Here is a 22195-nt window from a genome sequence, read left to right as displayed (position 1 = left end):
GGCGTGTGATTTCGGGGGGCGTGCGGACGTTGGAACTATTCATTTGTTTGGTATATAAAAGTTTTCGGGTGCAGCAGGGAAATCTGTGACCGGAGTTCATGCTGCCGGGGTCAGCTCGGCGACCTGATCCCACACCTGAAACCGGATAACGACTTCGGTGCGGTGATCGGTGGCATCATACGGTGCCGAGGCTGGCGGAAATGCGGTGAAATACGACTGAACGAGTCCAGAAACCGTTGCGCTGCACCGCTAGGCGGAACCCTTTCATCGCGCGTCCACGTTGCCGAGTCGGTTGATGCGAACTCTCAGCCCGATTGTCTCAAACATTCGATTGCCGGGATTCACCGACGACGTCGTCTCCAGGTGCGCGACCGGGTAACTGACGAGCTTGTCGGTGATCAGAATTCGCGGCGGGATCCCTGCCGCTTCAGCAGTTTCCGGAAGAACCTGCTCGCACTCGCAGCCCTCCCCTCCACTTCGATTGAATGAGGATATCGAGCACGTTCCCGTGCTGATCCACAGCCCGCCACAAGTACTTCCGCCCCCCACCGACCTTGATGACGACCTAATCGAGATGCCACTTGTCCCTACCTGGCGGCTGACGGCGACGCAGCCGGCGGTCGTATTCCGGTCCGAACCGGGTACACCAGGCGCGGATCTTTTCATAGGTGACCTCGACCCCACGCTCGGTCATGGGCACCTCGATCTCGCGAAACGAGAGTGGGAACCGGAGATACAGCGCACGCAGCGGGAGATGATCTCCCGCGGAAACCGGAACCCCCTGTACTCACACCACTGGGCTATCCCAGATCAACCGATCTCAACAAACTTGACAATGCCTCTCCGTTGCCGGAGAAGAAGATTCGACCGTCCGTATTGCCGCAGTAGCGAAGGGCTACGGCGCTCGATGCCGCGAGACAACCGGGTCCATTGACGCTACCGCCAGCAGTTTACAGACACTGCCACGCCCCGAAATTCGAGGCACCGACTCGGGGCGGGTCGACCGCGCCTGATCGAACATAGCAGCACGCACACAGTCGGTGATAGCTGGCGCGATGAACTCGAACAGTTGTGTCTGCAGCCGCCTTCTCTGCCGGGATCACAGCGGCACGCCCTTCTTCTTCGATCTGGAAGCACATGCAATACTGCAGAAACTTTCCGAGGCAGCGGAATCGCCGCTCTCTGGTCACTAGTGTCTCCGAATAGGGAAGGCGCTCGACCGACTTACCGGGTCGAGCGCCTTTCACTAGGTTAATGGCTGCCCAGAAAGTCTACGCCGTCGATAGAAATTCTCGTCCTTCGACGCCTCACCTGAGTCATCCGCTCCCCACACACTCCTCATCCATCTCGAGGACTATTGGCCAACCGGCGGTGCATGAACCCATACGGGAAGCCGCACCCGCGCTGGAGAAGGTGGCCGCTCAACCCGAATGTTTGGGCGCTTCCGCCCCGAGTGAGAAGGCGGACGAGTATGGCTTCACTTACGAGAGCGAAACTGCCTTCGCCTGTTCGATAATAAGCTTCTTCTGGACCTTGCCCATGGCGTTTCGAGGAAGACTGTTGACGATGCGGAACTCGCGCGGTCGCTTGTGCCGTGACAGATGCTCATCGACGTACTCGATCAGTTCCTGTTCGATCTGACTTTTGTCACGGAGGTCGTCCGCCGGAACAATGTAGGCGACAAGACGCTCGCCGAGATCGTCGTCGGGCAGACCAACGACGGCTACTTCCTTGACGGTGGGGTTGTTAAACAGGCTCGTTTCGATTTCGCCAGCACCGATCCGGTAACCACCCGACTTGATCAGATCGGTGGAGGCGCGTCCGACAATCCTGTGAAATCCGGACGGATCTCGCACCGCAAGGTCACCGGTTACGAACCAACCGTCGTCTGTGAACGAGCGTGCCGTGTCGTCGGGCCGGCCCAGGTATCCGCGGAACAGCGACGGGCCACGGACCTCGAGTTGTCCGATGGTTTCGCCGTCGTACGTGACCATACCGCCGTCCTCGCCGCGTAGGCGCGTCTCCATGCCTGCTACGGGTCGCCCGACCCAGCCCCTTCGACGTTCGTCTGGGCGCGTGCTGAGTGTGAGTTGTGTTTCGCTCATGCCGTATCGCTCGAGGGGCGCCTGCCCGGTGAGCTCGACAAGGCGGTCGTAGACCTGAACGGGCAGGGAGGCGCTGCCCGAGACCAGAAGCCGTGCGGACCGCAGCGAGCGGGCAGCATCTGGATCGTCCGCGATTCTCGACCAAATGGTGGGGACCCCGAAGTAGAGGGTGCCGTTCGCGGCCGCATATGCGGCGGGCTTGGGCCGTGTGTGCACAACTCGGGAACCGATACGAAGGGAGCCGAGGGTTCCGAGGATCAGTCCGTGGAGGTGAAAAAGTGGGAGTCCGTGGACGACGATGTCGGCCGCAGTCCAGCTCCAAGCTTCCGCAATCGCGTCGAGTCCCGCAGCGAGAGAGGATTCTGTGAGTTCGACACCTTTCGGCGCACCCGTGGTGCCGGACGTGTAGACAACCAGAGCGGTGTCGGTGCCCACCCGGGGTACGGCCGCCAAAGTTCGGTTACCGCTGATGATTGCGTGGACATCGCATATTTCTGGCGTAGGACCCAGCCAGTGGATCGCGCCCGAGTCGGTAAGGAAATGGGTGAGTTCCGCTTTCCCACAGTCCGGCGGGATGGGGACAACCGGCACATTCGCGAGCAGACAGGCTGTGATGGCTACAATCGTGTCCACCGTGGGCTGAGCGTTCACCGCGACAACACCTGTGGTTGGCAGGCTGGCGATGATGGCCTGTGCGGCGTGCAAGAGATCTGCGCGAGACATGTGCGTATCACCGATGACAAGTGCATCCGGCGAGTCGGGAACGGGAAAGCTCGGCTGCAGAGCGGTCAGGAGCATTGTGATTCCATTTCTTGATCGTTTGTAGGCGTCTTATTGGTTCGTGTTATTGGTTCGTGCCGACCATTTACTCGTCCGTATTGACTTTGAAGTCCGGGAAGATTGGTGCGCATCGGTTTCCGAAGGCTGTGATACCGACAGCAGAATCAGTGATACGTGATGCGGACCAACGAGTTTGGACTTCTTCCGGAACCCGACCTCCGATCGATGCTGCTTCGAGCATTTCCTTTGCTGCACGAACGCTGATCGGTGAGCGACTGGCGATGGTGCAGGCCGTCGCTGCCGCCTGCGCGTCGAGGTCCGTGTCGACGAGGGTGGTGACGATGCCGAGGGTCTTCGCGGTCTCGGCGTCAAGGGTGGCCCCGGTCAGAAGCAATTGCTTTGCCGCCGCAACGCCGACGACAGCGAGAAGTCGCTCGATCGAACGTGCGGGGTAGACGAGTCCGAGTTTGGCCGGTGTAATGGCGAAACGGGCGGTGGTGTCACAGATTCGTAGGTCGCATGCTACGGCCAGTTGGGCGGCGGCGCCGATGCAGTTTCCGCGGATCGCGGCGATGACCGGCACCGGGAACTGCGCGATGGCCTCTTCGAGTTGGATCATGTCCTCGGCGACACCGTCGACGGCCTGGGCGTCGATTTCACTGATATCCATACCGGCGCTGAAGTCAGTACCTTTGCCGGTGAGGATGATCGCTCTGATGTCGGTCCGGTGTGCGAGATGCCTGAGGTGATCGAACATCTCCCGTCGCATCTCGGCGGTGAGTGCGTTGCGGTGGGTGGGATTATCGATAGTCAGAGTTGGTGTTCGAGAATCGAACTCGAGCGTGACCGTCGGGGACGACAAGTGGTCGAGAATATCGGTGGTCGGCTGTGTCATGAGAAGTTTCCTGTCAGAAGTAGCCGGGAACAACGAGGATCGCGCACGTGATCAATGGACCGATGACGATCATCGACATTCCCCACCGCATGAGGTTCTTGGTCATTCGAGGTCGATCAGATTCGTCGGCGGAGGCGACAACGGCGGCGCCCGCGGTGGAAAAGGGTGTGCTGTCCACGAGAGATGACGAGACCGCCAACGCGCAGATCAGCCCTGCGGCGGGAATCTGTCCCTGCGCTATCAGTGGGAGCGCGAGCGGAATGAGTACACCGAGGATCCCGGTCGTGGACGCGAACGCCGACACGAACGCACCGGTGAGACACAACGCAAATGCGGCGATCAGTGGAGCCTGGATATGGGCGGCGCCATCGCTGATCAGATCGACGGCGCCCATTTCCTGAAGCACTCCGACGTAAGTGATGATCCCACCAACCAGCAGAATGGTCGACCAGTCGACATCCTTTGCAGCGGAGCGGGTTTGATCAGAGAAGAGCACCGAGACAGTCACCCCGAGACCGAGGGCAAGTGCCCCGACGTTGACGTTGACTCCGGCCACTGACAACGCCACGACGCCGACGATCAAGCTGACCAATGCGACGACGGTGACTCGCTGGAAAGCATTGAGGCGATTGAGTATCGGCGCCTTCTCCGGCGCCAGCAATCCCGTCGTTGCGCCGCCGCGAAGGTGATCCTGGCCAGGGGCCGATACAGAAACAGCGCCACCGTGGTCCACAGGCTCACCCGGCTCGGTCGGCGCTCCGTGTCGACGGAACAGTCGGGTCGCGGCGGCAAGCAATACAAGGTTGACGACTACGACGAATCCGAAGAATGCGAGAGCATTGATTTCGATGCCGCTACGCTCAGCCACACCCACGGTAATGATGCCGAACAGGCTGGTGGGGGCGAACCCACCCGCGGAACCTCCGGTGAGCACCGCCAGGCCCAGCGGGATCGGATCACGCCCGCGCTGCTTGGCGATTCCTAATGCGAGAGGCGCGAGCACCACGCCAGCGAGCGGGGAACCCAAACTGCTGATTCCGGCAGTAAGGGCGAAAAACACCCACGGCAGGAGAGCGTCCCGGGCTCCGGTCCGCTGAATTGCGCCCTGCACGATCCAATCAAGGGTGCCGTTGCTTCGGGCTATTCCAAACAGATAGGTCACTCCGAGCAGGAGCAGCATGATGTCCACCGGGAAGCCGGACAGGATCTCTGAGATCGACAAGCCGGCAAGCGTCGTTCCCACGCCGAGCGCAACGGCAAGCGTCAATGCGCCCATGTGCACCGGTCGGACAGTCGCCAGCGCGAACGCTGCCACCAACACCGCGAACGCGGCAATTTGAAGAGTCACTTCGGTCAAACCTCCGAATGGTCCAATGTGCAAACCGAGCGGTTTACAAGATGATCCGATCACATTAGAGTGTGATCTAGCACACGTCAACGTTGAGGGCGCGCCGGGACATGAGGCGATCGGCCGTATGCTCGCGGGATACACGATCTGATGGAGGTTTGATGGCGACGCAGGCCGTGGCGACCGCGCTACACATTCTCGAAGCTGTTGCACGCCTTCAGCCGATCGGACTCAGTGAGCTCGCCCGCGCAACCTCCGTCTCGAAGGCAACCGTGCAGCGCTGTCTTACGACGCTGCGCGATGAAAGCTGGATCCGTCAGACCAAGGAATCAGGGCTGTGGATACTGACCACGAAAGCCTTCACTGTCGGCGCTCAAGTCCCCGATACACAGCGGATCCGGGAGATGGCGCTACTGGCCCTGAGCGACCTCCAGAATTACACCAAAGAGAACGTGCACCTCACGGTCCCCGAGGGCCGCGACATGGTGCTCATCGAACGCCTCGACAGCGCGCACCAGGTTCGCGTCTTCCTCCCAATCGGCGGGGCGAGACCAATGCACGCAACCGCAAATGGCATCGCGTACCTCGCTTTCCAACCCCTCACCGTGGCCGAAAAGTACATCGCCGCAGGCCTGGCCCCCTCCACCAGGCAAACCATCACCGACCCAGACACGTTTCGTGCGCTGCTGGAGCAAGTTCGGCAGCAAGGCTACGTAGTCAATGAGCAAGGTTTGGAAGATGGCACAACCGCTATTGCAGCTCCGATCGTTGGGCCAGATCAACAATCAATCGCTGCGCTCTCGATCTCGGCACCCAGCATCCGCTTAACCCCCGATCTCTACATCGACTACGGACAGCGGGCACTACAAGCGAGCAAGGAGATCAGCAGCGGCAGGCTGTCAACGACGGGCTGGAATTAATCCCTTACGACGGAGCGCTGCGTCCGATCACGTCGGCGGACGTTTCCGCCACGTGCATGCCGAAGGCGCCGAGGCGCCAAATTGTTGCTCGGAGGGGATTGAGGGGACCCGGTACCCCGGGAGGACTGCATCCATGCAGAAACGCCGAACGATCCGAGCTGACCGAAGAGTCACGGATCGAGACGGTCGACGGCCGGATCACAGCTTCCGGAAGCGGTCACCTACCCTCGTTGAGCTGCGACAACGTATGCGTCCTCGATACCGTGTTTCACAGTCATGCCAGAACTGCGTGGGCGACTTGTTTGAGCTTTGGCCGGCATCGCGAAGCCGAGTCCGAGCAGCCGGGTTTAGCTGGCCAGAGCCGCATCCCGCTTGGCGCGGAAGAGGCGGAAGTACGTCAAGCGGCACTAGGTGCCATCGATCGTGGGGACCTTACCGCCCGGGGTGCCGAACGATAGATGGGAGCCGGCGTCGAGCATCGTCAACATCTCCTCGAATCGCCGGGCGCCATGACGGCGGTCGGTTCGGTCAGCTCCCCGAGGTATGTGCCGGTGGGATCGGAGACGACCACCAACACCCGCGCAGCAGGCTGCGGGTGTTGGCGGGCCGCTGGGGTGGTCATTGGGATGGGCGGACATAAGACCACGAAGGGTTCAGCGTGATGCGACACCCGACGTCGCCTGAGCGTGGAGTCGTCCGGCTCGATAGGACGAGCGAACCAGCGGACCCGACATCACTCCGAGGAAACCGAGTTCCCGCGCGACTCCGTCGAGCATGGTGAATTCCTCGGGAGGAGCCCATCTCTCAACTGGATGATGTCGCGATGAGGGACGCAGGTACTGGGTGATGGTAATCAGTTGGCAGCCGGCGGCCCTGAGGTCGGTCAGAGTCAGGATGACCTCGTCGGTGGTTTCCCCTAACCCGAGAATGAGGTTGGATTTTGTAATCAGCCCCGCCTCACGTGCCTTCACGATCACGTCGAGGGATCGTTGGTAAGCGAAACCGGGTCGGATTCGGCGAAACACACGCGGCACTGTCTCGATGTTATGCGCGAACACTTCCGGCCTGCTGTCGAACACTTCCTGCAGCTGGTCCGGATTTGCGTCGAAGTCCGGTGCGAGCAATTCCACACCGGTCCCGGGGCACAGCTCATGAATTCTGCGCACGGTCTCGGCGTAGAGCCAGGCCCCACCGTCGGGGAGATCGTCTCGGGCCACCCCAGTCACGGTGGCGTAGCGCAGGCCCATCGCGCGCACCGATTCGGCGACCCGACGCGGCTCGTCGCGGTCGAGCACGGTTGGTTTGCCGGTGTCGATCTGGCAGAAATCACAGCGGCGGGTGCACTGGTCGCCCCCGACAAGGAAAGTGGCCTCCCGATCCTCCCAGCACTCGAAGATGTTGGGACAACCTGCTTCCTGGCACACGGTATGCAGATCCTCACGCTGCACGAGGGACGCCAGCTCGCGATATTCAGAGCCCGTACGCACTTGCACCTTCATCCACGGCGGCTTGCGCTCGACTGGTGTCTGCGAATTACGAACTTCGAGGCGCAGTAGCCGACGTCCTTCCGGGGCAACGGTCATGAGGACTCCTTACTCGGCGGCGAACCGAATGAATTACGAACGCTTACCGATCCGAGCGCGCCACGAAACACACGAACGAACGGAAAATGATGAATGGAGGACAACCATTGCACGAGTGTCGTCCGAGTGGTTCAGCATCTCGCGTGTGACAGCGAGGCACACCTTGATAGCGAGGCAAACCTTGATAAGGATGCCAAACAGAGTGTTTGAAATCAAGGGGGCATGCACCATGCATGAGGGGATAGAGCGGAATGAAGGGCCCGCGCGAGCGACGCCACGGAACGGCACTGCTGTTTTTCAAGGCGACATGGGTCAATTTTCCTTGTATGTTGACACCAGAAAATTGAATACGCTGATGACGCGCAGCGGGAGAACCTCCTTTGTGGAGGCGCCGTAGGAGCAATTTCCTCCCCAGGAATCTCTCAGGCCCCAGTACCGCCGCGCAGAGGCAACTCTGGAGAACAGGATCGGTTGCAAGACCGAAACTTACCGAAGGTGTAGAGCACGTCGCCTATGGCGATCTGCCCAGACTCTCAGGTTTCAAGGACAGAGCGGGGAGGTGTATCCAAGTCGCTTGTCCGGTGCCGTCCGGACATCACCGAAATCGGAGTCACCCCTTGTCAGATCACCCACCCAGTCGGCTTCACGGTGAGTTCCCGGGTCGCCACATTGGTCCGAATCCTCAAGCTACTCAACGTATGTTGGAATCGCTCGGCTACGAGCATCTCGATACTCTGATCGACAACGCCGTCCCCAAACAGATCCGCAGCAGCCAGCCACTTAACCTACCCGAAGCGCGCAGCGAGCAGCAGGTACTTGCAGACTTGCGGGTTCTGGCGGAGCGCAACGAAATCCGCGTACAGATGATCGGGCTCGGTTACCACGACACCATCACCCCGGCAGTGTTGCGCCGCAATATGCTTGAGTCGCCAGCGTGGTACACCGCCTACACCCCGTACCAGCCGGAAATCTCGCAGGGCAGACTCGAAGCCTTGCTGACTTTCCAAACTGTCATCGAGGATCTGACCGCCCTGCCGCTGGCAGGGGCCTCATTGTTGGACGAGGCCACGGCCGTGATGGAGGCGGTGCTGCTCATGCGCCGCGCGAACAAGACGAAAACCTCGTCACCTCGGGTAATCATCGACGCAGAAATTCTGCCGCAGACTCTTGCGGTGGTGCGCGGTCGGGCCAAGTTCGTAGGCATCGAGGTCGAGGTCGCCGACCTGACCGACGGACTGCCCGAAGGCGACTTCTTCGGCCTGGTGCTCCAAGCACCAGGCGCAAACGGAGCGGTACGCAACCTCGAACCGCTGATCGCGCTCGCGAAGGAACGCGAAGCGCTCACGACGGTCGCTGCCGATCTGCTGTCGCTGACAATTCTGACACCTCCTGGTGAGCAGGGCGCGGACATAGCCGTCGGCTCAGCGCAGCGATTCGGTGTGCCGTTGTTCTTCGGCGGTCCCCACGCCGGCTACATGGCGGTGCGCGCAGGACTTGAGCGCATGCTGCCTGGCCGGCTGGTCGGCGTCTCGGTCGACGTCGACGGGAAGCGTGCCTACAGGCTGGCGCTGCAGACCCGCGAGCAACACATTCGTCGCGACAAAGCCACGAGCAACATCTGTACAGCTCAAGCGCTGCTCGCGAACGTGGCCGCGATGTACGCTGTCTATCACGGCCCAGAAGGGTTGCGCGCCATCGCCGAACGCGTCCACGCACACGCAACGACCTTCGCGATCGGTGTGCAAGCGGCAGGGCACATCGTCGTCCACGAGGACTTCTTCGACACCGTCCTCGTCCGCACTCCGGGATCGGCGCGCACGTTCGTTGATCGTGCAGACAGTAACGGCATCAATCTCCGATTTGTCGATGACGATCATGTCGCAATTGCTTGTGACGAATGCACCACCGATGACATCATCGCCCGGGTCCTCCACGTGTTCGGCGCAGACGATCATCCCAAATCCCAATCTGCACTGGCCCCTTCGCTCCGCAGGACGAGCGATTTTCTGCGGCATAACGTTTTCCACAACTACCGGTCCGAAACCGCCATGATCCGCTTCCTGCGCGCGTTATCCGACAAAGATCTTGCGCTCGACCGCACCATGATCCCCCTCGGTTCGTGCACGATGAAGCTGAATTCGGCAGTGGAAATGGAGCCGATCAGCTGGCCGGGATTCGCCTCCATCCACCCCTATGCCCCCGTCGAACAGACAGCGGGCTACCTGCAGCTCATCCGCGGCCTGGAACGCTCGCTCAGCGAGATTACCGGGTACGACCGCGTATCGCTGCAGCCCAATGCAGGTTCACAAGGCGAACTGGCCGGGCTGCTCGCGATCAACGGCTACCACGAAAGCCGCGGTGACACCCGCCGCGACATCTGCCTGATCCCACAGTCCGCGCACGGCACCAATGCCGCATCCGCGGTCCTGGCAGGTATGCGCGTCGTCGCTGTCGCGACCGCTGACAACGGCAATATCGACCTCGACGACCTGCGCGCGAAAATCGCTGCACACGAAGGAAAGATTGCGGCGATCATGCTCACCTACCCCTCGACCCATGGGGTGTACGAGACCGACGTGCGCACCGTCTGCGACCTCGTGCACTATGCAGGAGGCCAAGTGTATGTCGACGGAGCGAACCTGAACGCACTCGTCGGACTTGCCCAGCCCGGCCAGTTCGGCGGCGACGTTTCTCACCTGAATCTGCACAAAACATTCTGCATCCCGCACGGCGGCGGCGGACCGGGGGTCGGACCTGTGGCGGTGCGCAAACATTTGGCACCGTTCTTACCCGGGAACCCTCTCGCCAGTGGCCAACTCGGCGTGCCGGTGTCCGCATCCAACTACGGTTCAGCCGGAATTCTTCCGATTACCTGGGCATACATTGCCCTGATGGGACCGGACGGGCTCACCGCGGCCACCAAGAATGCGGTACTTACCGCCAACTACGTGGCCAAGGCGCTGCACGAGCATTACCCCGTGCTCTACACCGGGCCTTCGGGGCTTGTTGCCCACGAGTGCATCCTCGATCTAAGGCAACTCACCAAGGCGACCGGTGTCACCGCCGAGGATGTAGCAAAACGCCTTATCGACTACGGTTTTCACGCTCCGACATTGTCGTTCCCGGTCAACGGCACCCTGATGGTGGAACCGACCGAATCCGAGGATCTGACCGAGCTGGACCGCTTCATCGACTCGATGATCGCGATCCGGCACGAGATCGACCTCGTCGGAGAAGGCGTCTGGCCTCTCGAACGCAGCCCGCTGCGTCAGGCACCGCATACCGCAGAACAAGTCACCGCAGACACTTGGGATTTGCCCTACCCGCGGCGCACCGCCGCCTACCCTGTTGCATCCCTGCGATCCGGTAAGTACTGGTCGCCGGTACGCCGTATCGACGGCGTTCACGGCGATCGCAACCTGGTCTGCTCCTGCCCCGCCCCAGAAGCGTTCGAGGCCGCACCCGACTCTGCACCGAAACAGGAGACGCTCGCATGACCACAGTGACACCTAAGTCGCCGTTGCTCGACGAACACGTCTCGCTCGGTGCGAGTTTCACCGATTTCGCCGGCTGGCAGATGCCGCTCAAGTACACCAGCGAACTCGTCGAACATCGAGCCGTGCGCACCCGCGCGGGCTTGTTCGATTTGTCCCACATGGGTGAGATCGACATCACCGGCACCGACGCCGGGGTCATGCTCGATCACGCGTTGGTCGGGGAACTGTCGAAAATCGCGGTCAGCCGGGCAAAATACTCACTGCTGTGCAACCAGAATGGCGGTGTGGTCGACGATCTCGTCGTCTACCGCCTCGCCGAGGACCACTTTCTGATCGTTGCCAATGCAGCCAACGCAGCAGCGGTGTTCGCCAACCTGCTCGCCCGGTCCGAAGGCTTCGATGTCGCGGTGACCGACCGTTCGACCGAAACGGCACTCATCGCAGTGCAGGGGCCGGCCGCGCAGGACATCGTTGCCGACCTCGCCCCTGCGGAACAGACTCAGGTCGTCGCCGATCTGAAATACTACGCAGTCACAACCGCCGACATCGCCGGACAGCAAGTGTTACTCGCCAGGACTGGATATACCGGCGAGGACGGGTTCGAGTTGTACGTTCCCAATTCCGGTGCCGTGCATCTGTGGCGTGCTTTGGCCGCGAGCACAGTCGCCCGCGGCGGCGTCCCGGCCGGCCTAGCATGCCGAGACACTCTGCGTCTCGAGGCCGGCATGGCGCTCTACGGGCACGAACTAAACGTCAACACCAACCCGTACGAGGCAGGCCTGGGCAAAGTCATCCGGTTGAACAAGAATTTCATCGGACGCGACACCCTACAGACGTTTTCGACAGAGAAGCCCCAACGACGACTCGTTGGGCTCGTCGGCAGCGGACGCCGCGCGGCACGCACCGGTTACCCTGTGCTCGACGCCGACGGATTCCCGATAGGACAGATCACGTCCGGCGCGTTGTCTCCAACTCTGGGGCGTCCAATCGCCCTGGCCTACATCGACATCGCCCACAGTGAAAATGACACGCTCGTCTCCGTCGATATCCGCGGCAAAGTCGAACCCTTCACTGTCTCCCCGGTCCCGTTCTACCGCCGTTCCTGAGCCGAACCGCGCGGCCGCTCAGCACGATTCGGCTCAGTCCTCCGTAGCAGCTTCAACACGAAGCCTCAACCACAAGGTGTTTACACATGACCTCGAATATCTCCATCCCCAACGACCGTAGCTACACCGACGACCACGAATGGGTCGCTATCGCGCCGGGCGAGCCGCTTCCGGACCATCCCGTCCGGGTCGGAATCACCTCGATCGCCGTCGACTCGCTTGGAGAACTGGTCTTTGTCGAACTTCCCGAGGTGGGGGCGACGATCACCGTCGGCGAATCCTGCGGCGAAGTAGAGTCGACCAAAACCGTGTCCGAGCTTTTTCCGCCCGTCAGCGGCCGGGTCACGGTGGTCAATACGGCGGTCGTCGAGGACCCAGGGTTGATCACAGCGGATCCCTACATCGAGGGCTGGCTGTTCGCAGTTCAACCCACCGATTCGGCCGAGTTGCATACGGCCGCCGTGTACGCCGACAAGAACGGTGTCGAGGCATGAGCGTCCTCGACAGCCGTCTTGCGGACTTCGATCCCGAGATCGCTGCCCTGATCGCCAAGGAACTCGAACGCCAGCGCAACGGCTTAGAGATGATCGCCTCTGAAAACCATGCCCCCGTGGCTGTTATGGAAGCCCAAGGGTCGGTCCTGACCAACAAGTACGCAGAGGGCTACCCCGGGCGACGGTATTACGGTGGCTGTGAGCACGTCGATGTCATCGAACAGATCGCCATCGACCGAGTCAAAGAGCTCTTCGATGCCGAATTCGCCAACGTGCAACCACATTCCGGTGCCACCGCGAACGCATCTGTGATGCACGCACTCATCAAGCCAGGCGACACCATTCTCGGATTGTCCCTGGCCGATGGCGGACACCTGACTCACGGCATGCGGTTGAACTTCTCTGGCAAGCTGTACAATGTTGCCGCATACGGGGTATCGAAAGAGGACTACCTCGTCGACATGGATGCCGTCGCTGAGGCTGCCCGAAAACACCGCCCCCAGCTGATCATCGCTGGATGGTCCGCCTATCCGCGACACCTCGACTTTGCACGTTTCCGCAAGATCGCCGACGAGGTCGGTGCGTACCTGATGGTCGACATGGCGCACTTCGCAGGCTTGGTCGCCGCCGGACTGCACCCATCTCCTGTTCAGCATGCCCACGTGGTGACGTCGACGACGCACAAAACTCTCGGCGGTCCGCGCGGCGGCGTCATCCTCACCAACGACGCCGTCATCGCCAAGAAGATCAACTCTGCAGTGTTTCCCGGCCAACAGGGCGGCCCTCTCGAACATGTGATCGCCGGGAAGGCCACGGCCTTCAAGATGGCCGCCGAACCCGAGTTCGCTCGGCGCCAGCAGCGAGTTCTGGAAGGCGCGAAAGCGCTCGCCCTCCGGCTCATCCAGACCGACGTCAAAGCAGCTGGAATCAGTGTTCTCACCGGCGGGACCGACGTGCACCTAGTCCTTGTGGACTTACGTGACGCCGCTATCAACGGTCAGGACGCCGAAGATCGTCTCGATGCAATAGGTATCACCGTCAATCGAAACGCAGTTCCGTTCGACCCCCGCCCACCAATTGTGACTTCGGGTTTGCGGATCGGTACCCCCGCGCTGGCAGCCCGCGGCTTCGACGGGCCCGATTTCGCTATCGTAGCGGACCTGATTGCCCGGGCGCTTGTCGCCGAGGATGGCGCGGACACTTCCGAACTCGCAGCAAAGGTGCGCGCTTTGTCCGCGAAATACCCGCTCTACCCGGAGCTCTAATCGATGACCATCAGTGTGTTCGACCTGTTCTCGGTCGGGATCGGGCCGTCGAGTTCACACACTGTCGGCCCCATGCGGGCTGCAGTCCAGTTCGTCGGTGATCTCGACAAGGACGGCGTTCTCCCTCACATCGCGGGTGTGCGTGTGGATCTTTACGGGTCTCTCGCGGCTACCGGCGCCGGACACGGCACCATGTCCGCAATTCTGCTGGGTCTGGAAGGCAATCGACCAGAGGAGATAGAAACCGATGTCATGGAGCGGCGTCTGAAGGAGATGCGCTCCTCCCGTCGAATCAGACTCGGCGGGGTCGTCGAAATACCCCTCGCCGAGGAGGACATGGTTCTACACCCCCTGACGTTCCTCGACATCCACCCGAACGCCATGACCCTGACCGCAACCGGCAATGCAGGTGCGACGTTGTATGTGCGCACCTACTACTCGATCGGTGGCGGGTTCGTCGTCACCGGCGACGACGAGAACAGAGTCAGCGTTCATCGCGCCAACGAGTTCACCTTCAGTTCAGGTCGCGAACTGTTGGACCTCACCGACCACTACGGTCTCAGCATCAGTGAGCTCATGCTCGCCTATGAGTGTGTCGACAGATCAGAACTCGAAGTTCGACGTCGGTTGTTGCATATCCGAGACGTGATGGTCGACTGCGAAAAGCGCGGTGTGACACGCGATGGCTACCTACCCGGGAATCTGCAGGTGCAGCGGCGTGCGAAGAACTGGTACGAGAAGTTATCCGCCGAAGACACCCATCATGACCCCGTATTCGCCGAAGACTGGGTGAATCTCGTTGCCTTGGCGGTGAACGAAGAGAACGCATCGGGCGGGCGGATCGTCACTGCCCCCACCAACGGTGCCGCCGGGATTATTCCCGGCGTCCTGCACTACGCAGTCTATTACACCCCCGCAGGCCGAACCGACCCGGAAGACACCACCATCAGATTCCTCCTCGCCGCCGCTGCTGTTGGATCCTTGTACAAGGAACGAGCGTCGATCTCCGGCGCAGAGGTGGGATGCCAGGGCGAGGTTGGTTCTGCTGCCTCGATGGCGGCTGCTGGTCTCGCCGAAATTCTCGGTGGCACACCAGAACAAGTCGAAAATGCGGCAGAAATTGCCATGGAACACAGCCTGGGTCTCACCTGCGATCCGATCGGTGGGCTGGTCCAAATTCCCTGCATAGAACGTAACGCCATCTCAGCAGGAAAAGCCGTCAATGCGGCGCGAATGGCTCTGCGCGGCAATGGAATACATCGTGTCAGCTTGGACCAGGTAATCGAGACAATGAAAGCTACCGGTGCCGACATGAGCTCGAAATACAAGGAAACCTCGACGGGAGGCCTCGCTATCAATGTCTCGGTCAACTTGGCAGAGTGCTAAATACGGGGCGGTGCAAATAGTGCGTTGAAGTCTCCGGCAACCGCCAACCCTCGCTGAGCACTGGGACGCCGTCCATCATCGCCGATGGCTGGAAGTCCGACAGTTCTCCACGCTGTCGGGATGTTGATAATGGTGGTGCGCCAGGTTCGGATCGGCCTCGCGCACTCCACAGCGTGAGCTCCCTCGGGTTCACCGTCTCCGCGATTGGACATGGCGACCGGCCGCGGAACACACAGGAACGCTGTACCTGATGGCGCTGGTCAAGCTGTACGAAACCGACACCGGTGGCACCTGTGTGGTTCATGATCAGATTGACTGCGGTGCGCTGGTTCAACATGCGCTCGTTCAGCGCACGACTCAGACCTTCACCCAGAACCGGGCGGGCGCACTCGACCGCAAGGCTCGCCGCGTGCAGAGTCAGCCGGGACGGACAACGACCTGATGGTGCCACTGTCGGTGGGACGAGAAGTGCAAGAGAACCCGCGCGTCGACGTCGCACGGCGTGGGCCCGGCAAAGCCACCACGAGACTTGAGTTGATGTGGTGCGCTCGGGCCGCTACATACGCATGCGTATCGCTCGCGCTCACCGACGATGCCGACAACACGCACCTGCCGAGAGTGGCGACCTGGAAAGTCGAGAATCCGAACTCGCCAAAGAACTCCGAAACGGTCACCGCAGCGCTGCATGCTTTCAGGCCGGATGCGCCACCGCTCTGAGCGCAGGGATGGCAGATGAAGAACTACCAGGCTCCACGATTTATCGAAGATGCTCTTGTACAACTACTTTTGGAGATCATCGGCAGACGCTTCCGATGCGGTCAAACATCACGATTGACCTTTGTCATCGTCCAACTTTGCATCAGTGAATGGCCTGCACGCAGAGCTCCGGAACGGCACGAGAGGCCTTCGCCTCGTACTTGCTGATCGAGTCCTCGCCCTCGGCTTGGTACCAACCGCTACCAGAGGTGCACAGCAGGATCTGGTCGCCGCCTCCGGCGGCGTCGTGGAAAATGTGCCAATAGTTTCGGCATCCCGGCTCGAACGTCACGTTGCTGACGGGCACGCTTCCGTCGGTGAGCTGTGCGAGGTAGCTGCCCGGTGATTTATTGCGCGTAGGCGTCATTTTGGGCTCTCCGAGCGGGAAAATCTGCTCGAATCCGTTGTCGATCATGAGTTGTCGCCCCTCCATGTGGATGCGCTCTGCCAGAGCGGTGGTCTCCACGGCGGCCGCGCCAGTGTCCGGTCATGCCATCACTAGACCTAGGACCGCGGTGATCCGCCGGGCCCGAGCCAGATCCGGTCGAGCTCGCACAGGACGTCGGCATCGCAACGGATGCCGCCGGCGCGGATGGTGGCGTCGAGGTGTTCGACGGAGCGGCACGATCGAGCCCCTCCGATTGTTCTGGTACGCATAGTCACTCCGCCGTAGCTGTCGGATGCCCGCTCACGAGTCGTGTCGCGACCTCGACGGGGTCGGCGTACGATGGGTGCGTAGCAGGCAACTGGTCGCCAGAAAGCTGGTGCGGACGTCCGGTCCTGACTACAAGACCTTCTCGCCGTGATCTTGCCGCCGGTGAGCATATTCGTAGATCCGAGAAGCACTGATGGACACTGCACCCTCAGATCCCTTCGCCGATAGCCTAGACGATTGGATCGAACTGATCGGATCCACCTTCGTCTCACTTGCCATCGCACCGGAGACAAAAAACTCTCTCAGGGGCCGCATTCGGAACCATAATGTAGGTCACCTTTCGGCAGCCGAAGTGTCATCGTCTGCGCAAACCTTCACCAGATCGAAACGTCTGATCTCCGATGCCCCCGCAGATCTCTTTCAGGTCGGACTGGTTACCCAGGGCACCGGACGCCTGATCCAGGACGGTCGCACATGCCAACTTTCAGCAGGCGACTTTGCCGTGTACGAGACAGCGCGGACATTTCAGTGGCGACTCGACGGTGAATGGAAGCTACTGGTATTCACCTGGCAACGCGATGCAATCGACCTTGACACCCGTGAATCCGAACAAATAACTGCGCGAACGCTTCCGGGCGACTCTGGAATCAGCGGAATACTCTCACGTACTCTGACCGACGTCGTACAACTCGGGGGCGACATCTCCGCCTGCGACGGCATCCGTTTCGCGGACGAGCTCGCCGCGATGACAGTGACCGTCGGACGCCAAGATCGCGAGAACCTGATCACGCCCGACGATCTCATGAGAAGAATTCTTGGCTATATCGAAGCGAACCTATCCGACCCGCAGCTCGACCCGAGTATGGTCGCCCGCCACTTCTTCATCTCGACTCGAACTTTGCATCGACTTTTCGCCAAAGAAGGCACCACCGTTGCCCACTGGATACGCCGCAGGCGCCTGGACAAATGCCGCCACGCACTGTTGGTCGACCCACACACAAACATCACAGCTGTCATCGCGCGTTACGGATACTTCGATCTCGCGCAGTTCAGCCGCAACTTCAGCGCTCAGTACGGAGTGAACCCTACGCAGTTCCGCGCTCGCTATCGCTGACCGCAGTCAGATCTCGTGACGTTGTCACGATGAATCAACCTACTGTCGGCGATCAGCAAGACCCGAGAGTGTCCGATTGCGAGAATTACGGCACGCCATTCTCCACACCAGGCTGATTCTTCAGGCGCAACTCGTAGTAGCTCGACCAAGAACACCGTCGATCCATCACAGACCGAGCGACGAGCTTGACTTGACCCAAATTGCGCTTCGGCGGTGGCCAACGCCCCCGGACCTACCACACAGCTCAGAGCGAATCGCTCGACACATCCCGCCCTCTCCCCAAGGCCCGAGCAATGACAATCGACAGTTTTCCCTCCCCACATTCATCTGCGAAGCGCAAGCTCGTAATTCAACAGTGCTTCAGTTGCGCAACACTTCTCGCACCGTCTGTTGCGGAGTGTTCTCGTTGCCACGGAAACCGCCTCACCCAAGTCGAATCCGCCGGCCTTGGATTCATTGTCTCGTCGAAGGTCGTCGAACGAGGGGACGACCGCGCACGTGATGCGTTCACGCCGCAGACAATCGCCATTGTCGAACTCGATGAAGGGCCCTGGGTGTACTCGTGGGTGACCGGAACGGTCCCATTGGTCTCGGATGGTTGTGTTCGAGTACAATTCACTCCCGGAATCGCTAGAGAGCAGCTGCCAGTTTTTGCTGTTACCCCTCCCCTGGGTTGTTGAAGCCATCCCGACTACGGCTCGCATTCACTAGAACGAGGCGCTCTGCCCAGCCTCACCCTCGCCAGCGCAATCTGACATCTTCGCAGCCAAGCCAGGTGGTTCTATTTCGCTGCCGTGCAGGAAAATTTCGTTCAACCGTCTTTCGATTGGTTCCGGAAAGTTTCGGGTTATCACGTGTAAAAACCGCGCAAAACTTCGGCAACAATGCTGGTCCAGGGGCCTGACGGACTGGTGTTCCGTTCGAGTGGAGACCCTTAGACCAGGATGCGTGGGCCTCCGCCCGGAGGCCAGGCGAACGGGCACACCTCCCGCTGAACTCGAAGAGTGCATCGCCGTGCGGCGCAACGGATCAGCGTTGCGCCATTGCGACGATCCGGACGTCTATAGCTCGGGCCTGATGCGCAATCTCGGCGCGAACACCGCAGGAACCCCGATGCCGACCACCGAAACGGCGCTGGTGTCGGGCAAGTCCTGCAACGCCCACTGCCTCAAGGCCCTCGAAATAGAGGGCCGCACAACCGGCGGAAATGTTCGCCGCCGATGCCGAGGTCTCGCGTTAAAATCCTACGACCGGAGCGCCGCCATTACGCGTATTCGAGGTTGACCCATCGGTCAGTCGGGTGTCTCGGCGGAGTCCGCCGACTCGGAGTGGTTGGCCGACGAGGAGTTGTCCGACTCGGACCGCTCGATGTCCACAGTGGTCGCGGCCCAGCTGGCCAACAAGTTCAGTGCGTCCTGCGTCGGTGACGCAGGCTCGGCGGTGTAGGTGAGAAGGGCCTGGCTCGGGCCGTCACCGAGTGGGAACGTCTCGAAGGGCAGGTCGAGGTCACCGACCACCGGATGGTGAAGGAGTTTCACGCCGGTGGTGTGCATTCGCACATTGTGAGCCGCCCAGCGTCGACGGAATTCCTCACTGCGAGTAGACAACTCACCGATCAGGTCCGTCAGCCGACGATCGTAGAGATCACGGCCGGCCTCGGCGCGCAGCATGGCGACCGTGTCCCCGGCGACCTCGTCCCAATGGCGAAAAAACTCCGTCGCGCGGGGGTTGAGGAAGACGAACCTGGCGTTATTGGGCGGCCGCACCGGATCCTCGTAAACCGGCGAGAACAATGCCCGACCGAGATGATTGGTGGCCAGGATGTCCCCGCGCCCGCTGAGGACGAACGCTGGTGTGCCGCTCATCGAGTCGAGGACCCGCTGCACAGTGGGCCGGACGCGCTGCAACGCGGGCCGGCGGCGTGGCCGACGGGTGGTGTTCGCACCGCGCAGGAGATCCAACAGGTGGAGCCGTTCAGCCTCGTCGAGCTGGAGTGCGCGCGCGATACCCTCGATGACGCTTTCGGAGACACCGGTAGCGTTGCCACGCTCGAGCCGGGTGTAGTACTCGCCGGAGATTCCCGCGAGGAGGGCAACCTCTTCGCGGCGCAACCCGGCGACCCGTCGGCGCTCTCCCCCGTACAGGGGCAGTCCAGCCTGCTCCGGGGTGATCCGGGCCCGCCGCGTACCCAGGAATTCTCGGATCTCCGCGCGGAAATCATCACGGAGGTCACGGTTGTCGCCAGTCATGGGCCCCACTCTACGAGCGCTTCCGCCAGGTTGGGGGTCACTGTGAGTGCCCCTCTCATCAGGGACTGCCATACCTGTGCGACATCCAGTTCTATTGGTGATGCTCGCCTTTCGGCAGTGCACGTTTCACCACCGCACACAGCGGGTGCCCGTCGGAAAGGGCCGAGCCTCACACGGAACCTCTTCCGGATGTTCATGGCTCTCGCTAGGGAAAGGACTGAACGCCTAGGAGGGGGCACTGGCAGTGAGCCCCACCGAGAGGGACCCATCAGCAGGCGAGGACCTCGTTGGCTGATGTTGTCATGTTGTTTACATCGAAGTCGTCGCCCCCAGCGGGTGCGGCGATCCACGAAAAGGAGACAGTCTTCATGGCTGACACCACCAAAGTTTGGTTCGTCACCGGCGCGAGCCGCGGCATGGGAATCGACATCGCTCAGGCGGCCCTTGCCGCCGGCCACTCGGTCGTGGCGACGGGCCGCGACCCGCAGCGCGTCCTGGACGCCGTCGGTGAGCACGAGAACCTGCACACCCTCGCTCTCGACGTCACCGACCCCGCCGCGGCCGAAGCCGCAGCAGCCGCGGCCGTCGAACGGTTCGGTCGCATCGACGTGCTCGTCAACAACGCCGGCAACTTCTACGCCGGGTACTTCGAGACCCTGAGCCCCGAACAGGTGCGCGCCCAGATGGAGACCAACTTCTTCGGTCCCCTCAACGTCACCCGGGCGATTCTGCCCGTCCTGCGACGCCAGCGGTCAGGACAGATCATCACCGTCACCTCGACCGCAGGCCTCGTCGGAGGCGGCTTCATGTCGGCCTACGCCGCATCCAAGCACGCCCTCGAAGGATGGATGGAATCCCTGGCCGAAGAAGTCGCACCGTTCGGGATCTCCACCATGTCAGTCGTGCCCGGGTTCTTCCGCACAGAACTACTCGTCGAGGGTTCCTCGACCATCTGGCCCGAAGTGCACGTCGACGACTACGCCGAGAACACCGCGCAGACCATCGAGGCCTGGCGCGCGATGAACGGCACCCAGGGCGGAGACCCGGCCAAGCTCGCCGCCGCGCTCGTGACGCTCTCCGACGCGGGCGAGCTTCCGGGCCGGTTCGTCGCCGGCGCCGACGCCATGGGCGGTGTGGAGCAGAAGCAGGCCACCGTCCAACAGCAGATAGACGCGAACCGGGACCTGTCCGCGTCGCTGTCCTACGACTCCTGAGCTCACCGCACCACTCCTCGATCACCTCTTCTTCTCAAGAACGGGACATCACCCATGACAGCTCCACTCGGTATCATCGGCGCCGGCGCGATCGGCAGCACCCTCGCCCGTCTCGCCGTCGCAGCTGGCTTCGACGTCATCGTCAGCAACTCTCGCGGCCCCCAGACCCTGACCGAGCTCGTCAGCGAGCTCGGCCCCCGCGCACGCGCGGCAACGGTGACGGAGGTCGCCCGAGAGGCTGACGTCGTCATCGCCGCTATCCCCCTGATTGCTCACACTGAGCTCCCGGCCGACGAGCTGGCGGGGAAGGTGGTCATCGACACGACCAACTACTACCCCCAGCGTGACGGGCAGATCGACACACTCGACGATCAGACCTCGACCGCGAGCGAGCTCGTCCAGGCCCACCTCGCGGACTCCCATGTCGTCAAAGCGTTCAACAACATCACCTTCGCCAGCCTGGGTAACGGTGCTCGACCGGCCGGGTCCCCAGAGCGCAGTACCCTCCCGATCGCCGGTGAAAGCACCAATGCAAAGCAGCGCGCCACCGAGGTGCTCGACACGCTCGGGTACGACGCACTCGACACCGGTGGGCTCGCCGACAGCTGGCGCAGCGAACCGGGTACCCCGATCTACTGCGACCCGTATATGCCCGCCTGGCCGACTGAGTCGCTCACTACCGACGAGCTGCTCGCCTGGCTGCTCGCCGCACCGGTCATCCCCTTGTCGGCGCAGTCGGCCGACGAACTCATCACCCGCGCCGTGCGCGGACCCGCCGGCGGGTACTTCCCCGAGACGCAGTGACCTGACCAGCGCACCCACGCATGT

At 61.5% G+C, this 22195-nt stretch carries 20 protein-coding genes and 1 riboswitch; of the genes, 11 read left to right on the top strand and 9 right to left on the bottom strand.

Features of this window, described 5'->3' with window-relative positions:
* Positions 1-427: 427 nt before the first annotated feature.
* From ACFT1A_RS29570 to ACFT1A_RS29555, 4 genes are all read right to left on the bottom strand, one after another.
* Positions 428-532 carry a hypothetical protein gene (locus ACFT1A_RS29570; protein WP_378449913.1) on the bottom strand — a complete coding sequence of 35 codons (105 nt, stop codon included), beginning with the start codon at positions 530-532 and terminating at the stop codon, positions 428-430.
* 949 nt (positions 533-1481) lie between these two features.
* Positions 1482-2903 carry an acyl-CoA synthetase gene (locus tag ACFT1A_RS29565; RefSeq protein ID WP_378449912.1) on the bottom strand — a complete coding sequence of 474 codons (1422 nt, stop codon included), beginning with the start codon at positions 2901-2903 and terminating at the stop codon, positions 1482-1484.
* A 67-nt stretch (positions 2904-2970) separates the two neighbouring features.
* Entirely contained in the window at positions 2971-3780 is an 810-nt protein-coding gene (locus ACFT1A_RS29560; protein WP_378449911.1) for an enoyl-CoA hydratase/isomerase family protein, read from the bottom strand.
* 13 nt (positions 3781-3793) lie between these two features.
* Entirely contained in the window at positions 3794-5128 is a 1335-nt protein-coding gene (locus ACFT1A_RS29555; protein ID WP_378449910.1) for an SLC13 family permease, read from the bottom strand.
* A 161-nt stretch (positions 5129-5289) separates the two neighbouring features.
* Here ACFT1A_RS29555 and ACFT1A_RS29550 point away from each other — a divergent pair, with 161 nt between their 5' ends.
* A complete protein-coding gene (locus ACFT1A_RS29550; RefSeq protein WP_378449909.1) occupies positions 5290-6048 on the top strand; it encodes an IclR family transcriptional regulator in 759 nt (252 codons plus the stop codon).
* 481 nt (positions 6049-6529) lie between these two features.
* On the opposite strand, the gene ACFT1A_RS29545 is transcribed toward ACFT1A_RS29550, so the two are convergent.
* Entirely contained in the window at positions 6530-6670 is a 141-nt protein-coding gene (locus tag ACFT1A_RS29545) for a hypothetical protein (RefSeq protein WP_378449908.1), read from the bottom strand.
* 31 nt (positions 6671-6701) lie between these two features.
* Complete coding sequence (lipA, locus tag ACFT1A_RS29540) at positions 6702-7631, bottom strand: lipoyl synthase (RefSeq protein WP_378449907.1); 930 nt, start codon at positions 7629-7631, stop codon at positions 6702-6704.
* Positions 7632-7987: 356 nt separating this feature from the next.
* Positions 7988-8079, top strand: a riboswitch (glycine riboswitch).
* 250 nt (positions 8080-8329) lie between these two features.
* On the opposite strand from lipA, the gene gcvP reads away from it, so the two are divergent.
* From gcvP to ACFT1A_RS29510, 6 genes are all read left to right on the top strand, one after another.
* On the top strand, positions 8330-11128 hold the full coding sequence (gene gcvP, locus ACFT1A_RS29535; protein WP_378449906.1) for an aminomethyl-transferring glycine dehydrogenase: 2799 nt from the start codon (positions 8330-8332) through the stop codon (positions 11126-11128).
* Positions 11125-12234 carry a glycine cleavage system aminomethyltransferase GcvT gene (gene gcvT, locus ACFT1A_RS29530; RefSeq protein WP_378449905.1) on the top strand — a complete coding sequence of 370 codons (1110 nt, stop codon included), beginning with the start codon at positions 11125-11127 and terminating at the stop codon, positions 12232-12234. The genes gcvP and gcvT overlap by 4 nt, the downstream gene beginning before the upstream one ends.
* An 86-nt stretch (positions 12235-12320) precedes the next feature.
* Complete coding sequence (gene gcvH / locus ACFT1A_RS29525; RefSeq protein WP_378449904.1) at positions 12321-12728, top strand: glycine cleavage system protein GcvH; 408 nt, start codon at positions 12321-12323, stop codon at positions 12726-12728.
* Positions 12725-13993, top strand: a complete 1269-nt coding sequence (glyA, locus tag ACFT1A_RS29520; RefSeq protein ID WP_378449903.1) for a serine hydroxymethyltransferase — start codon at positions 12725-12727, stop codon at positions 13991-13993. The genes gcvH and glyA overlap by 4 nt, the downstream gene beginning before the upstream one ends.
* Before the next feature lie 3 nt (positions 13994-13996).
* The gene (locus ACFT1A_RS29515; protein ID WP_378449902.1) at positions 13997-15379 is read left to right on the top strand and encodes an L-serine ammonia-lyase; all 1383 of its coding nucleotides are present in this window, start codon (positions 13997-13999) and stop codon (positions 15377-15379) included.
* Positions 15380-15629: 250 nt separating this feature from the next.
* A complete protein-coding gene (locus ACFT1A_RS29510) occupies positions 15630-15821 on the top strand; it encodes a hypothetical protein (protein WP_378449901.1) in 192 nt (63 codons plus the stop codon).
* 417 nt (positions 15822-16238) lie between these two features.
* Here the strand turns inward: ACFT1A_RS29510 and ACFT1A_RS29505 are convergent, their stop codons facing one another.
* On the bottom strand, positions 16239-16601 hold the full coding sequence (locus tag ACFT1A_RS29505) for a hypothetical protein (protein WP_378449900.1): 363 nt from the start codon (positions 16599-16601) through the stop codon (positions 16239-16241).
* A 38-nt stretch (positions 16602-16639) separates the two neighbouring features.
* On the bottom strand, positions 16640-16792 hold the full coding sequence (locus ACFT1A_RS29500) for a hypothetical protein (RefSeq protein WP_378449899.1): 153 nt from the start codon (positions 16790-16792) through the stop codon (positions 16640-16642).
* A 191-nt stretch (positions 16793-16983) separates the two neighbouring features.
* On the opposite strand from ACFT1A_RS29500, the gene ACFT1A_RS29495 reads away from it, so the two are divergent.
* Together ACFT1A_RS29495 and ACFT1A_RS29490 are read left to right on the top strand one after the other, a co-directional pair.
* Entirely contained in the window at positions 16984-17904 is a 921-nt protein-coding gene (locus tag ACFT1A_RS29495) for a helix-turn-helix domain-containing protein (protein WP_378449898.1), read from the top strand.
* Positions 17905-18918: 1014 nt separating this feature from the next.
* Entirely contained in the window at positions 18919-19188 is a 270-nt protein-coding gene (locus tag ACFT1A_RS29490; RefSeq protein ID WP_378449897.1) for a hypothetical protein, read from the top strand.
* A gap of 8 nt (positions 19189-19196) precedes the next feature.
* Here ACFT1A_RS29490 and ACFT1A_RS29485 read toward each other — a convergent pair whose 3' ends face one another.
* Positions 19197-20153, bottom strand: a complete 957-nt coding sequence (locus tag ACFT1A_RS29485) for a helix-turn-helix transcriptional regulator (RefSeq protein WP_378449896.1) — start codon at positions 20151-20153, stop codon at positions 19197-19199.
* A gap of 368 nt (positions 20154-20521) precedes the next feature.
* Here ACFT1A_RS29485 and ACFT1A_RS29480 point away from each other — a divergent pair, with 368 nt between their 5' ends.
* The gene (locus tag ACFT1A_RS29480) at positions 20522-21367 is read left to right on the top strand and encodes an SDR family oxidoreductase (protein WP_378449895.1); all 846 of its coding nucleotides are present in this window, start codon (positions 20522-20524) and stop codon (positions 21365-21367) included.
* A gap of 54 nt (positions 21368-21421) precedes the next feature.
* Complete coding sequence (locus tag ACFT1A_RS29475) at positions 21422-22171, top strand: NADPH-dependent F420 reductase (RefSeq protein WP_378449894.1); 750 nt, start codon at positions 21422-21424, stop codon at positions 22169-22171.
* The last annotated feature ends 24 nt before the right edge of the window (positions 22172-22195 follow it).

Source organism: Rhodococcus sp. NPDC057135 (assembly GCF_042670865.1).
Taxonomy (GTDB): Bacteria; Actinomycetota; Actinomycetes; order Mycobacteriales; family Mycobacteriaceae; genus Rhodococcus_F.
Note: the sequence above shows the minus strand (reverse complement) of the source record. Positions and strands in the feature narration are given on the sequence as shown.